Below are 14494 nucleotides of genomic sequence, written 5' to 3'. Positions count from 1 at the left end.
GGCCGGCTACTCGGGGTTTTGGGAGTTTACACTAACGCCATCGCGCCCAACTTCGCCGCGGGGCGCGGGTTGGTTCTGGGCGGTTCCTTACCCGGTGGCTGGTAGACCACCCGACCATCATCCCGTCGCACATATCCGCGTTTGGGCCGCGGGCCGTGCATGTCAGTGGGGTCGGTACTGCCTATCACTCCGTTGTGGTACTTACACAACATCGTCAGGTTCGTCGGCTTGGTCTGACCACCCATCTTGTGGCCCACGATGTGGTGAACCTCGCAGTGATCCGACGGAGTCGGGCAGTTATCCCACGCACAGGCCAACTGCTCCGAGATAGCCAGGATGCGCTGCTTGAAGCTCGCCGCACGGCACTCGTACAGGTTCACCGGGCCCTCACACGGGTGGTAGAGCCCTGCAAACATGTCTTGGCCTATCCGGCCTGCCAGAAGGTGCGCCAAGTATTCGGCGCCGGTCATGGTGGTACCATCCGAACAGCCCAGCACCACGTCATCACCCTGGCCGCCAATGACCTTCATAAAGTCATCCAGCCCAATAGCAATAACGCTGCGATAGGCAGGCTCGGCCAGCTGACCGCCGTCAGAAAGCATTGACCAGATTTTGTCCAGGCGTTCCTCAGAACCCGTCACGCCCAGTGACTTCAGCAGCTGTGCGATGCGCGCTGGTTCATCACGCATCGTGAAACTCCAGGTGTTCTCACTGTGCTGAATCACGTTCGTGCCACGTTTGGGCTCCACCGGTGGGATGGATTTCTCTTCCGTCTCGGACTTGAGGTAGCGGCACAGCTCGTCCGCAGTACCATCAAACGCCAGGGCATCGAGACGGAAGCGCCAGCGTTCTGATTCATCCTCAACGCGCTTGGCAAAGCGCTCAATGCGCAGCAGACGGGAAATCGAGTAGCCGTCAGCCAAGCGGACGGCTTCTTTTTGCTTACTAGTAAAGCGGGTCGGGCCGAAGTAGATGCGGGCGGCGTGCTTCCAGGCAGAGACTTCCTGGTAGGTCATGTCCAACCCACGCGCGAGCGCGCCCGGGCGCTCCAGCGAGTGCTGGAGCAGAGTCAACCCGGGCTGGCGGTATACGCTCAGTGCGTCTTCTTCGGTGGTCATGCCACCCAAGTTAAAGGACAAAACCCCTGGTTATCAAGCAAAAGTGAGATTGTCCCCATTTTCGAAATTTTCGGAACCGATCGCCCAAAACTTCAGTCTAAAAGGGGATGGGGTTTTATACCGCAGTACCGGCCGCCACGCCCGGATACGGCACCGGGTTGCCGACTTCCGGGGCCTCCTCGACCACTGGTGGGGCGGCAGGTTCGGAGGTGGGCAGCGGGGCTTCATCGGGAAGCGCAGGCATTTGTTGCTGGACGCGCTCGCCCTCGAGGAAGGGACGCATGGCATCAGCAATCAAAGGCTTGGCGGAATCAGCCAACGCATTCGAGATGTGGTGCATATCGCGGTACGCCATGATGTTGCCAATCACGACCGGGCACTCGCCTTCAGCGTTGCAGAACCACGGCGCGGTATCGATAGCGAGCATGTTTTCGTAGTTCGCCAGCATCACCGAACCTGGGTCGACAGGTTCGTAGACCTGCTCGGCACGCATGCCACAACCGACGGCATCCTCGGTACCGATGTAGCACTCGTCGAATTCGACCGGTGCACCTTCGCCGTCAAAGCCCCACGGATTATCGCGGAAGCCCATAAACGGAATATCATTTTCGGCCAGTACGTCCCAGAAGGCCACATAGCCAGCCGGCACCAGGTCCGGGCCATGGCCAAAGGCACCCTGCGGACGGGTGGTATTCGACACCACCAAATCCGGCTTTTCTTCGACGATGCGGTCGGTGACCAGCTGACCCCACTCGGCGCACTCCGGGGTGACGGTTGCTTCCGGGCCCAGCTCAATCGGGCAGGCCTGACGCAGCATCGGCACGAGCTTAAAGCCCATTTCCTTGCCCAACTTATCCAGCGGCGACGCCCACTGTTCCGCGTGCGAGCCACCAACCAGATAGACGGTCTTCTCTGCATCCGGGTCGCCGAAGATACACGGATTGCCGTCCTTATCCAGCTCGGGGATGAAGTCAGCAGGCAGGCCTTCAGCCACGAAACAGTGCTGGGTGGCCACCGGCGGCATGATGCCACCAACCAGAATCGGATCCGGTTTGACCTCCATGCCCTCAGGCGCCTCGAGGTCGTCGACAAAAGCCATCACGCCAGGGTACTGCTGCGGATCCAGGTTCTGGCCCTCTGCCGAGGTCACCTGGTTCGCGCGCAGCGGCTGAATCGCTAGCACCGCAATCACGCAGATACCCACCAGCACACCACCGGCAGCACGGAAGGCACCGGCTGGCTGGCGCATGGAAGACAGCGCGCGGTTGACCGGCAGGTCATCGGCAAGCGGGCGCTTGCGGTGCTGGCGCAAAGGCTTTTCGATGAACCGGTGCGTCAAGTCCGCCAGCACCAGTGAGACCAGCACAATGATGATGCCCAACCACCAGGTGGGCTGTTCCATCTCGAGCGCCACGGTAGAGACAATGAGCAGTGGCCAGTGCCACAGGTACAGCGGGTAGGCGATATCACCCAGCCAGCGGGCCTGCTTGGAGGCCATCGCCTTCGAAATTCGGCCACCGCCGCCCAGAATAATCAGTACGGCGCCACCCAGCGGCAGTAGGGACAGCGGGCCCGGGTAGGCGGTGGAATCAGCAATCAGTGCGCCGGTAAAAATCAGGCACAGCATACCAAAGCCGGTAGCGACATCGGCCAGGCGGGAAGGTAGTACCAGCTTGGCACCATAAATCGCCAGGACCGCGCCTAAGGTCAACTCCCACGCACGAGAGAAGGTGGAGTAGTAGTTATCCGGAGTGCCGTACAGACCAAAGCGCGAAGCATAAATAAACGACGCAATGGTCACCACGATCAAAATCGGTCCGGCGATCTGGTGGACCGTCGGAAAGCGTCGCGCTGCCATCTTCGGCGTGGACGGGCGCAGGCGCATCACCGCAGCCAAAATCAAGGCAAACACGATGGCCGCCAGGTAGAACTGGCCCTGCACCGACATCGACCACAGGTGCTGCAAAGGCGAGGTGCTTGCCGATGCCGCCGCGTAATCCGCATCCTGCGACGCTAACTCCCAGTTCTGGAAGTACAACAATGAGGCAGTGATTTGGCTGGTGAACTCATCGCGCATCTGCTGCGGGGTAATAAAACGCACCAGCAGATAGGTCACGCCGACGGTGAGGACCAGGGCGGGGACGAGGCGTCGTAAAGTACGCCAAATGGGCCACCAAGGATTCAGCGACGCATTAGGTTTGCCCGCATAACGCAGCTGCGAGCCTAAGAAGAAATAGCCAGAAAGCAGCAGGAAGACGTCCACGCCGCCGGAGACGCGGCCGACGAAGACGTGGTAGATGACCACAAGTCCGATAGCGATGCCGCGGAGACCGTCGAGGTCATAACGGTAACGAAAATTTCGGGGAGATTCTTTAGTCATATACGTCTTTCACAACGCTGGCGAGGGCCGGATTGAACGAAAAGCGACTCATAGGTTACTCCGCAACCAACTGGTATTCCTAAAGGCGACGCCGACAAGGTGCCCAATTTCTCTTTTTCCACCCCAACCGCTAAGATTTTGGGGGTTATTCGCACATAGTGCGTCTAACAGTACAACTTAATCTGCGTAACACCGCCACCGACTACGGTCGGCCGGTACGTCACACGCAGGCTAAATCCAAGGGTTGAACCGGCGCGCCGCACGATAAGGCGCGTGTCATAAGAACTGCCCAGTGACTAGAAAAGGAGCCAATCATGGCCGTTAAGATCAAGCTGCAGCGTATGGGTAAGATCCGTAACGCTGAGTACCGCGTTGTCATCGCTGATGCCCGCACCCGTCGTGCAGGCCGCGTCATCGAGAACATCGGCATCTACCAGCCGAAGCAGGAGCCATCCCTCATCCAGATCGATTCCGAGCGCGCACAGTACTGGCTGGGCGTTGGCGCACAGCCGACCGAGCCGGTTCTCGCACTGCTGAAGGTCACTGGCGACTGGCAGAAGCACAAGGGCCTGCCGGGCGCTGAGGGCACCCTGAAGGTGGCCGAGGAGAAGCCGTCCAAGCTGGACCTGTTCAACGCTGCTCTGGCTGAGGCCAACGAGGGCCCGTCCATCGAGGCTATTACCCAGAAGAAGCAGAAGGCCAAGGAAGAAGCTGAGGCCAAGAAGGCTAAGGAAGAAGCAGAGGCTGCTGCCGCTGCTGAGGCCGAGGCTGACGCTGAGGAGAAGGCTGAAGAGTCCGCCGAGTAATTCCTCGCGCGTACCAATAAAGCTCGCACTGCCCATCATGGCAGGGGCGAGCTTTCGCCGTTTTATCACCCGCCTGGTTATTCTATGGGGCATGGATTTACACATTGGGCGGGTTATCAAATCCCACGGTATTAAAGGCGAAGTGGTCATCGAACCGACCACGGATGAGCCAGAGGTGCGTTTCGCAGTCGGTGAGGTGCTCACAGGCCAGCAGGCCGGCAAGGAGCACCAGCTCACCATTACTGCCGCCCGCCCGCACAAGGGCCGCCTGCTGGTGCGTTTTGAAGAAATCCCGGACCGTACCGCCGCTGATAGCCTGCGCGGTACCAAGTTCTTCGCCCCACCGTTAGACCACGACGACGATGAGGGCTTCTACGACCATGAGCTGGAAGGTTTGCACGCGCTTATCGATGGCTCCGTCGTCGGCACCATCACCGGCATCACTCACGGCCCCACCCAATCCTTGTTGGAAGTTCGCTTAGATAGCGGCAAGGAGGCCCTGGTGCCGTTCGTGGAAGAAATCGTGCCCGAGGTCGACCTGGAGGCCGGCACGCTCACGATGGATCCGCCGGAAGGACTACTGGACCTGTGAGACTCGATGTCATCACCATTTTCCCCGAGTACCTCGACCCGCTGCGCCACGCGCTGTTAGGCAAGGCCATCGAACAGGGCAAGCTCGCCGTCGGCGTACACGACCTGCGCCAGTGGGCCACCGACCGGCACAAATCCGTCGATGACACTCCCTTTGGCGGCGGGCCCGGCATGGTCATGAAGCCTGAGGTCTGGGGCCCTGCGCTTGACGATGTTGCCACCGGCAGCACTTCCACCCCCGACCTGGAAAGTTCCTTACCGCACCTGAACAAGCCGCGTCGCGACGATGTGGCAGGGGTGACCCCGCAAGGATATGGTGGGGGAGAAGAAGGCATCGATAAGCCATTGCTCATCGTGCCGACTCCTGCGGGAAAGCCTTTTACCCAGGCCGATGCACAGGCGTGGTCGGCGGAGCAGCACATCGTGTTTGCGTGCGGGCGTTATGAGGGCATTGACCAGCGCGTGGTCGAGGACGCCGAGAAGCGCTACCGCGTGCGCGAGGTCTCCATTGGCGATTACGTGCTTATCGGTGGCGAGGTCGCCACGCTCGTGATCGCCGAGGCCGTCGTGCGCCTCGTCCCCGGCGTGCTGGGCAATCAGCGCTCGCACGAGGAGGATTCCTTCTCCGACGGCCTGCTGGAAGGCCCGAGCTACACCAAACCGCGTCAGTGGCGCGGGCTGGAGGTCCCGGAGGTGTTGACCTCGGGCAATCACGCCAAGGTGGACCGCTGGCGTCGCGAGCAATCCCTGCTGCGTACCTGGCAGCACCGTCCCGAACTGCTCGACGACGTCGAGCTGAGCAAGGCTGACCGCGCGTTCCTGGACAGCCTGCGCGACTAGCCCGGCAATTCGTGCGGTAGGTTTGGTGAGTTAGAAAATCGAACCTACCGGAAGAAGGTTGTGCATGATCGCTTCGACGATCGCTGCTGAACTGAACCTGCCCCAGTCGGGCGTCCAGGCGGCGTTGGACCTGCTTGAGCAGGGTAATACGGTGCCGTTTATTGCCCGTTATCGCAAGGAAGCAACGGGTGGGCTGGATGATACCCAGCTGCGCCAGATTGAAGAGCGCGCCACCTACCTGCGCGAGCTGGAGGAGCGCAAGCAGACGGTGTTGGCGGCCATCGAGGAGCAGGGCAAGCTTGACGATGCACTCCGCGCCCGCATCGAAGCCTGCGAGACCAAAGCACGCCTCGAAGACCTCTGCCTGCCGTATAAGAAGCGCCGCAAGACCAAGGCGGATACCGCACGCGAGGCGGGCCTGGAGCCGCTGACTGACGCGCTTATCGACGACCCTGCCGCGGACCCGGAGGCGCTGGCAGGGGAGTACCTGAGTGAAGGATTCCCTGAAGCCAAGAAGGCACTGGAGGGCGCCCGCGCGATTCTCATTGACCGCTTTGCACTGGATGCAGACCTGGTGGGCCAGGTGCGCGAGAAGATGTTTAACGAGGGCACCATGCGCGCTGGCGTGGTTGCCGGCAAGGAAAACGAAGGCGCGAAGTACAAGGACTACTTTGATTTCTCCGAGCCTTTTGCCTCCCTGCCCTCGCACCGCATCCTGGCGCTGCTGCGCGGTGAGAGCGAAGGCGTACTGCAGCTCCACCTCGATGCCGGTGAGGACGCGGAGTACCAGGACCTGATTGCCCGTCGCTTCGACCTGGCCACGGACCGCTCGGCATGGCTTTCCGATGCCGTGCGCTGGGGCTGGCGCACCAAACTCTATGTCTCCTCCGGACTGGATACCCGCATGCGCCTCAAAGAAATCGCCGAAGAGGGCGCATTGCAGGTCTTCGCGAAGAACCTGCGCGACGTGCTGCTGGCAGCACCTGCAGGCCAGCGCGCCACCTTGGGTCTGGACCCGGGCTATCGCAATGGCGTGAAGTGCGCGGTTATCGATCCGACCGGCAAGGTGCTCGATACCGCGATTGTGTATCCGCACCAGCCGCAGAACCGGTGGTCGCAGGCTGTCGAGAAGCTCTCCACGCTGGCAGCGCAGTATTCGATCGATCTGATTGCGGTGGGCAACGGTACGGCCTCGCGCGAGTCGGAAAAACTTGCCGGCGAAGTCGCGGACTGGATTGTCAAGGCGGGCGGGAAGCGCCCGACGCCGGTGGTGGTCTCGGAATCGGGTGCGTCGGTGTACTCGGCATCCCCGCTGGCCGAAGAGGAATTCCCGGATATGGATGTTTCCCTGCGCGGTGCGGTCTCGATTGCGCGTCGCCTGCAGGACCCGCTGGCCGAATTGGTCAAGATCGACCCGAAGGCGATCGGTGTCGGCCAGTACCAGCACGACGTTAACCAGTCTGCGCTGGCTCGTACCCTGGACGGTGTCGTGGAAGACGCCGTCAACGGTGTCGGCGTGGATCTGAATACTGCCTCGGCACCCCTGCTCGAGCGCGTCGCCGGCGTCAACGCCACCATTGCCGGCAACATCGTGGCCTACCGCGACGAACACGGCAGCTTTCACTCCCGCAAGGAGCTCAAGAAGGTTCCACGTCTGGGACCGAAGGCTTTCGAGCAATCCGCAGGCTTCCTGCGCATCAACGCCGGTTCCGATCCGTTGGACGCCTCGGCAGTCCACCCGGAGGCCTACCCGGTGGTCGCGCGCATTGCTGATTCCACGGGCTTGAGCGTTAAGGAGCTCATCGGCAACACCCGTGTGCTGCAGAAGCTGCGCCCGGCTGATTTTGCTGATGACACCTTCGGTGAGCCGACCGTGGTCGATATCATCGCCGAGCTGGACAAGCCCGGCCGCGACCCGCGCCCGGAGTTTAAGACCGCCACCTTCAAAGAAGGTGTGAACAAGGTATCCGACTTGACCCCTGGCATGATTTTGGAGGGCACGGTCACCAACGTCGCGGCCTTCGGCGCCTTCGTCGACGTCGGAGTCCACCAGGACGGCCTGGTGCACGTCTCGGCCATGAGCCACAAGTACGTCTCCGACCCGCACGAGGTCGTGCGCTCTGGCGAAGTGGTCAAGGTCAAAGTCATGGATGTCGATGTCGAGCGCCAGCGCATCGGATTGTCGCTGCGCCTCGACGATGAGCCCGGGCAGGACCGGGCTCATCGGAAAAACAAGGAAAAGCGCCGCGCCCCGCGGAAGAAGGAGAAGGGCGGACAACGAGGCATCGCAAAGCAAGGCTCCATGGCCGACGCGCTGAAGAAGGCTGGTCTGGCCTAGTTTGTGCCCAGGGTAGAAGGTGTGGAATGATGGAACATCGTTCTATGTAACAGGCACGAACCGGTTAGGCCGCATGGCCGCTAGGGTCCTCTGTCTTAAACTGAAAAGGAAACTGCTATGAGCAACATTCTTGACAAGGTCGATGCAGCACAGCTGCGCGATGACATCCCGTCCTTCCGCCCGGGCGACACCCTCGACGTAGACGTCAAGGTCATCGAGGGCAACACCGAGCGTACACAGCTGTTCAAGGGCGTGTGCATCCGCCGCCAGGGTTCCGGCATCCGCGAGACCTTCACCGTCCGCAAGGTCTCCTTCGGCATCGGTGTGGAGCGTACCTTCCCGGTTCACTCCCCGAACATCGATACCATCAAGGTCTCCCGCCGTGGCCGCGTACGCCGCGCGAAGCTGTACTACCTGCGCGACCTGCGTGGTAAGAAGGCTCGTATTAAGGAGCGTCGCTAAGCGATTGCGCCTTGGTCCCCGTCACCAGCTGTGGTGGCGGGGATTTCGCCGTTTTGTTGGCATGCCGGGCGGCGATAGTAGCGATAGGGGGCGCGGTTGCTAGGATTTAGCGCGTGACTTATGACAACGCCGCCGCGCAACCAGAAAAAGGACACGCCCGCAAGGCTGACGATGCCGAGCAGGGCGAGAAGAAGCAGATGCACTGGCTGCTGGAAACCCTGCTGGTCATCGTTGCGGTGTTGGTGGTCGTCGGGTTGTTCCAGAACTTCATCGGCAGGCAATACGTCATCCCGTCCGGGTCGATGGAGCCGACGCTGCACGGTTGTGAGGGCTGTACCAACGACCGCATCTTCACTGAGAAGATTAGCTACTACGGCTCGGACCCGGAGCCTGGCGATGTCATCGTCTTCGAAGGCACCGAAGACTGGAACATGATGTATACCTCGCCGCGCTCGGATAACCCGGTGCTGCACACCATCCAGGACGTGTTGAGCTTTGTCTCGCTGGCTCCGCCGGACGAGAACACCTTGGTCAAGCGTGTGATTGCTACCGGTGGTCAGACCGTGTCCTGCCAGGCAGGCGACCCGGCAGTGATGGTGGACGGCAAGCCGATCGACCAGTCTTACATCCAGCAGCCGGCGACCTACCCGGTCGACCCGTCTACGGGGTCTGAGGAATGCGGTGGCCAGTACTTCGGCCCGATCACCGTGCCGGAAGACCACCTGTGGATGATGGGCGATAACCGCACCGCGTCGGCCGATTCGCGCTACCACATCGACGATGCCTACCAGGGCACCATCCCGGTGGAGAACGTGCGCGGCAAGGTGATGTTCGTCTTCTTCCCGTTCGGGCGTATCGGCGGTATTGATGACCCCGACATCCAAGGCTAATCCCGAACCGCGGCTGCGCACCCGGGACTTTCTGTGGCCAGTGCTGATTGGCTTTGTCCTGTTGGTGGCGTTTCAGGCCATCGTGGGGCGGATGTATATCATCCCGTCCGGTTCGATGGAGCCCACGTTGCACGGGTGTCAAGGCTGTAGCAATGACCGCATCGCGGTGCAAAAGCTTAGCTACTACTTCGCTGAGCCTGCACCTGGCGATGTCGTCGTCTTCGAAGGCCCGGACGCCTGGAACACCGGCTTTGAGGTGCCGCGCTCTGACAACGTCGTAGCGCGCGGGGTGCAAAACCTAGCCTCCGCGGTGGGGCTGTACCCGAACGGCGAAAACATTCTGGTCAAGCGCGTCATTGCCACCGGTGGGCAGACGGTGTCCTGCCAGCCCGGTGACCCGGCGGTGATGGTCGATGGCCAGCCCACCAACCAGGACTTCATCCAGACCCCCGCGGAAGTCCCTGTGGATCCGGAAACCGGGTCCGATGCCTGCGGTGGCGAGTATTTCGGGCCCATCCAGGTCCCGGCCGATCACTTGTGGATGATGGGCGATAACCGCACCAACTCCGTTGACTCCCGCGGGCATATCGGCGACGTCTTGCAGGGCACCGTGCCAGTCGACAACGTGCGCGGCAAGGTCGAGGCCGTCGTGTTGCCATTAAGCCGCATCGGGTCGGTTGAGCACGTGGAGCTTTAAGTGCGACGCTTAAAGCAACTTCGCACCTATGAAGTCGCCTTGTCGAAGGCGGGCTTAGGTCCGGTGGCAGGGGTGGATGAGGCCGGCCGCGGGGCGTGTGCGGGGCCTATCACGATGGCTGCGTGCATTCTGCCCGACCGCATCATTCCGGAGCTCGACAAGCTTACGGATTCCAAGAAGCTCTCCCCGGCGCGCAGGGAGCAACTTTTCCCCATCATTATGGACCGCGCGCTTGCGTGGTCCATCGTGCATGTGGGGCCTGCGGACATCGATAAGTTTGGCATCCAGCGCGCCAATACTTCCGGCATGCGTAGGGCAGTGGCCCAGCTGGAGCACCGTCCACGCTACGTGCTTTCCGATGCCCTCTTCATCCCCGGCCTGACCTGCCCGCAACTGCCCATGATTGGCGGGGATGCTGCCGCGCGGTGCATTGCCGCAGCAAGCGTGCTGGCCAAAGTATCCCGGGACCACCTGATGGAGGAACTCGACCAGCAATACCCCGGCTACGGGTTGGCGGGTCATAAGGGTTATGGGACCAAGGTGCACCAGGAGGGCATCGAAAAGCTGGGCGCGAGCCCGGTGCATCGGCACAGTTATGCCAATGTGGCGCGTGCCCATGCGGTGTTTCTCGCGCGCGCCTAGCCGGATTTGGGCTCGCGGCGGGTTAAGCTGTGGCGAGTAAAAATCGACATCGTTGGGAGGCCGCCGTGAGCGCTGAGGAACTCGATAACTACGAGGCAGAAGTCGAGCTGTCTTTATACCGCGAGTACCGGGATGTCGTCAGCCAGTTTTCTTATGTGGTAGAAACCGAGCGTCGTTTCTACCTGGCTAATGCGGTCGAACTCATCCCGCATACGACGGGTTCGGACGTCTACTACGAGGTGCGCATGTCCGATGCGTGGGTGTGGGATATGTACCGTTCCGCCCGTTTCGTTCGCTACGTGCGCGTGATTACGTACAAAGACGTCAACATCGAAGAGTTGGACAAGCCAGAGTTCGTCATGCCGGACTAGCCGGTGAATCTGGGGAATCTTATGGTTCCCGTCGCACTTAAAGGGCCAGCGTGCCCGCGCCCTAGTTGTGGATAAAAAGCGCTCAAACGTGCCGTTTTCTTCCACAGCTAGGGCGCTGTGTTTTTCTTCCCTGTTGCAGCGTGTGTAACTCCGGTGGGCTGGAAGGTGCATGTGTACATCTTCTAGCTGATACGGAGAATTTTTAGTGATTACCCGGACTCGAAAACGCACTGCTTTAGGCAAAAGGGGAGAAGCCTTTGCCGCGCAGTATTTCCGCGAGCGTGGTGCCACGATCGTGGCGGCCAACGTTCATTACGCCTGTGGCGAATTAGACCTGATTGTCAAAGAACCTGACGGCATGATTGCGTTCGTCGAGGTCAAAACCCGCTCGACAGCGGCCTTTGGGGTGGCAGAGGCAGTCACCCCGCGGAAGCTGAAACGGATGCGCAAGGCGGCAGCACAGTGGCTGAACGGTAAGCCGTTATCCACGGTGCGCTTTGACGTGATTGCCCTGGTGGTTAATGGCCAGGGCTTTGACGTGGAGTATTTCCCGGGGGTGGGCAATGGCGCTGGGTAAATGCCACACTGTGGCTTTAGAAGGCGTGATAGCGCACCCGGTAGCGGTTGAGGCTTACGTCGGCGCGGGCCTGCCCGGTATCCAAGTAGTGGGGCTTGCGGATACCGCGATTTCGGAATCCCGCGACCGCATCCGCACCGCGGTGGCCAATTCGCAGCTGGCTTGGCCGAAGACCAAGATTGTGGTCTCGATGTCGCCGGCCTCCCTGCCGAAGTCTGGCTCGCATTTCGACCTGCCCATGGCGCTGGCGGTTCTGTGTGCGGGGTTGGCCCGGGAGAAGGGCTTGTTGTCCCCGGTGGGCGGGGGTTTCGATACTTTCCAAGGCGAGCATCCCTGCGCACAGCTTTCCGATGCCCTCGTCCTCGGCGAATTAGGCCTCGATGGCAGCGTCAAACCGGTCGCTGGCATTATCCCTGCGCTGCTGACAGCACGCGCTGCAGGCTACGACACGATTGTCATCCCGCCGGGCAATGCACAGGAGGCCACGCTGGTCTCCGACATGCGGGTGCTGGTGGCACCGACGCTGCAGGATGCGTTTGCGTGGGCGTGTGGGCATCGCAAGCTACCGCCTGTCAGTAGTGTGAGCGCACCGACGGCGTTGCCCACCCAGCGCAGTGACTTGGATTTTGCCGATATCGCAGGCCAGCACCACGCGAAGTGGGCCGCCGAGGTGGCTGCGGCAGGTGGGCATCATCTGCTGATGATTGGCCCGCCGGGCAGTGGCAAGTCGATGATTGCTGCGCGCTTGCCGTCGATTTTGCCCACGTTGGATACTGACAAGTCCGTCGAGGCGACCGCGATTCACTCCATTGCGGGCAAACCTGGACAGGTGGTCGACCAAGCACCGTTTATTGCCCCGCACGCTTCGGTCACCAGGGCGGCACTGCTTGGTGGCGGTTCCGGCAATCCGCGCCCTGGGGCAGTAAGCCTGGCCCATCACGGTGTGCTGTTTCTCGACGAGGTCTCCGAAGTGCCAGCCACTATCCTGGATGGCTTGCGCGCACCACTGGAGGAAGGCCAGGTGCGCTTGGCCCGGGCGCGCCGGGAGGTTGCTTACCCGGCGCGTTTCCAGCTGGTGATGGCAGCGAACCCGTGTCGGTGTGCTGCCGAAGACCCTAGCCAGTGCCGGTGCAAGGCGACTGCGCGGCAGAACTATCTGTCGAATCTGTCTGGTCCGCTACGCGATCGCTTGGACATGATTGTGGAGCTCAAAGGCCAATCGGCTGCCTTGCACGCAGCAGACGAAGAGCCTTCCATCGCGATTGCCCAGCGTGTGCAAGTAGCCCGTGAGCGCGCGCAGGAACGCTGGGCGAAAGCAGGTCTGGAGGCCAGCCACAATGGGGAGGTCTCGGGTGCGTATTTAAGGAGGCATCGTCCGGCATCGGAAGATTCCATGCTCATGTTGGGTGCATACCTTGCCCAAGGTGAGTTGAGTCAACGAGGGGTGGACCGCGTGCTGCGCATGGCGTGGACCCTGGCGGACCTAGCGGGAGCAGAGCAGCCTGACCTGGAGCACGTCGGCCAGGCGCTGGAGCTGCGCGGTGGCGCGGGGCTGGAAAGGCTGGCGGCATGAGTGAGCTGAAACTAACCACGCCGCTGCATGCGTGGGTGTATCTCAATCGAGTGATTGAAGGGCCCTCGCATACCCTGCACGCGCTGTTGGAGGAGTACCCGGTCGATGAGATTGCGCACGGCATTTACCACCAGGCTGACTGGATTGGTGCGCTACGGGAGGAGACCGCGGCGCGCCGGGATTGGTTGCGTCAGGATGAAGACATCGCCTCAGCCGAAAAGGTCGGCGCGCGGTTGATTACGCCGGAGTCGCCTGAGTGGCCTGCCGAGGAGTTCTCCCGCAGCTTTGGCTTCTTTGGGCATGGCGGTGTTGATGCGCCGTCGACCTTCGGCTCCCAAGCCGTCCCACCGCATGCGTTGTGGGTACGCGGTGGGGACTTGAGAGGGCTGGTGGCGCAGTCCGTCGCGGTGGTGGGCACGCGGGCGATTACGCGCTATGGCAGGGAGGCCACGCGTATGTTTGCTGCTGATTTTGCGCAGAACCACTGGACGGTGGTCTCTGGTGGTGCGTTGGGTGTGGATTCGGCAGCTCACGAGATGGCGATGGAGGCCGGCGGGCAAACCGTGGCGATTAACTCCTGTGGCATCGACTATGTCTACCCGGCGCGCAACGAGAAAATGTTCGACGAGATTGCCCAGGCAGGCGCAATTGTGGCGGAATTTCCTCCCGGCACAACGCCGCAGCGGCATCGTTTCTTATCGCGTAATCGTCTCACCGCGGCGCTAACTGCTGGCACGGTCGTGGTGGAAGCAGCATTCCGCTCGGGCGCACTGAACACGATGAATTGGGCAGAAGCATTCGGTCGGGTGACGATGGCTGTACCGGGCCCGGTGACGACCACTGGGTCGTTGGGCTGTCATCTGCGCATCCAGGATGGGCGCGCGCAGTTGGTGACCTCCGGGGAGGAGGCACGCGCGCTGATGAGCAAGGTCGGCACGGTGGATCCGGGCGGGCAATACGAGCTGGAGTTTAGCGCGAGCACCTCGCAGCGACTGTCGCGGAATGAACTGCGGATTTTTGATGCCACACCACCCACGCATGCGGAGTGTGGGGTGAGTGCGGAAGAGATTGCCCGGGATGCGGGTATGCGGCTGCCGCTGTGCATTCACATTCTGGTGGCGTTGGAAAAGCAGGGGATTGTGACGAGGCAGGGGAGGGTCTGGCAACGCGCTATCGACGAGTAATGTGACACGAGTAAACTAACGGGGC

Annotated in this window: 14 protein-coding genes; 12 read left to right on the top strand and 2 right to left on the bottom strand. The window is 61.4% G+C overall.

All coding sequences use genetic code 11. The annotated features are described in order from the left end of the window. Positions 1-26 precede the first annotated feature (26 nt). Positions 27-1118, bottom strand: a complete 1092-nt coding sequence (locus tag UL81_RS07330) for an HNH endonuclease signature motif containing protein (protein ID WP_052097711.1) — start codon at positions 1116-1118, stop codon at positions 27-29. Between the two features lie 115 nt (positions 1119-1233). Beyond that, positions 1234-3498, bottom strand: a complete 2265-nt coding sequence (locus tag UL81_RS07325; protein ID WP_035105091.1) for an acyltransferase family protein — start codon at positions 3496-3498, stop codon at positions 1234-1236. Between the two features lie 314 nt (positions 3499-3812). Here UL81_RS07325 and rpsP point away from each other — a divergent pair, with 314 nt between their 5' ends. The 12 genes from rpsP to dprA all read left to right on the top strand — a co-directional run bounded on the left by rpsP (position 3813) and on the right by dprA (position 14469). After that, the gene (rpsP, locus tag UL81_RS07320; RefSeq protein ID WP_035105089.1) at positions 3813-4304 is read left to right on the top strand and encodes a 30S ribosomal protein S16; all 492 of its coding nucleotides are present in this window, start codon (positions 3813-3815) and stop codon (positions 4302-4304) included. Between the two features lie 91 nt (positions 4305-4395). Then, complete coding sequence (gene rimM, locus UL81_RS07315) at positions 4396-4896, top strand: ribosome maturation factor RimM (RefSeq protein ID WP_046453436.1); 501 nt, start codon at positions 4396-4398, stop codon at positions 4894-4896. Then, entirely contained in the window at positions 4893-5735 is an 843-nt protein-coding gene (gene trmD / locus UL81_RS07310) for a tRNA (guanosine(37)-N1)-methyltransferase TrmD (protein WP_035105087.1), read from the top strand. The genes rimM and trmD overlap by 4 nt, the downstream gene beginning before the upstream one ends. Before the next feature lie 64 nt (positions 5736-5799). Beyond that, positions 5800-8073 (top strand): Tex family protein, encoded by a 2274-nt coding sequence (locus UL81_RS07305; protein ID WP_046453435.1) that lies wholly within the window; start codon positions 5800-5802, stop codon positions 8071-8073. A 117-nt stretch (positions 8074-8190) separates the two neighbouring features. Continuing rightward, positions 8191-8535, top strand: a complete 345-nt coding sequence (gene rplS / locus UL81_RS07300; protein WP_035105085.1) for a 50S ribosomal protein L19 — start codon at positions 8191-8193, stop codon at positions 8533-8535. Between the two features lie 197 nt (positions 8536-8732). Then, entirely contained in the window at positions 8733-9425 is a 693-nt protein-coding gene (gene lepB / locus UL81_RS07295) for a signal peptidase I (RefSeq protein WP_046453684.1), read from the top strand. Continuing rightward, a complete protein-coding gene (gene lepB / locus UL81_RS07290) occupies positions 9403-10122 on the top strand; it encodes a signal peptidase I (RefSeq protein ID WP_035105078.1) in 720 nt (239 codons plus the stop codon). The genes lepB (UL81_RS07295) and lepB (UL81_RS07290) overlap by 23 nt, the downstream gene beginning before the upstream one ends. Then, a complete protein-coding gene (locus UL81_RS07285) occupies positions 10123-10764 on the top strand; it encodes a ribonuclease HII (RefSeq protein WP_035105076.1) in 642 nt (213 codons plus the stop codon). It abuts the gene before it with no gap. A gap of 65 nt (positions 10765-10829) precedes the next feature. Then, positions 10830-11135, top strand: a complete 306-nt coding sequence (locus UL81_RS07280) for a DUF2469 domain-containing protein (protein ID WP_035105073.1) — start codon at positions 10830-10832, stop codon at positions 11133-11135. 205 nt (positions 11136-11340) lie between these two features. Beyond that, a complete protein-coding gene (locus tag UL81_RS07275; protein WP_035105070.1) occupies positions 11341-11712 on the top strand; it encodes a YraN family protein in 372 nt (123 codons plus the stop codon). Then, a complete protein-coding gene (locus UL81_RS07270; protein ID WP_035105067.1) occupies positions 11699-13285 on the top strand; it encodes a YifB family Mg chelatase-like AAA ATPase in 1587 nt (528 codons plus the stop codon). Before UL81_RS07275 ends, UL81_RS07270 begins: the two co-directional genes overlap by 14 nt. Next, entirely contained in the window at positions 13282-14469 is a 1188-nt protein-coding gene (dprA, locus tag UL81_RS07265) for a DNA-processing protein DprA (protein WP_035105064.1), read from the top strand. The genes UL81_RS07270 and dprA overlap by 4 nt, the downstream gene beginning before the upstream one ends. The last annotated feature ends 25 nt before the right edge of the window (positions 14470-14494 follow it).

The organism is Corynebacterium camporealensis (genome assembly GCF_000980815.1).
In the GTDB taxonomy this organism is placed as follows: domain Bacteria; phylum Actinomycetota; class Actinomycetes; order Mycobacteriales; family Mycobacteriaceae; genus Corynebacterium; species Corynebacterium camporealense.
This window is presented reverse-complemented; position numbering and strand designations above follow the sequence as displayed.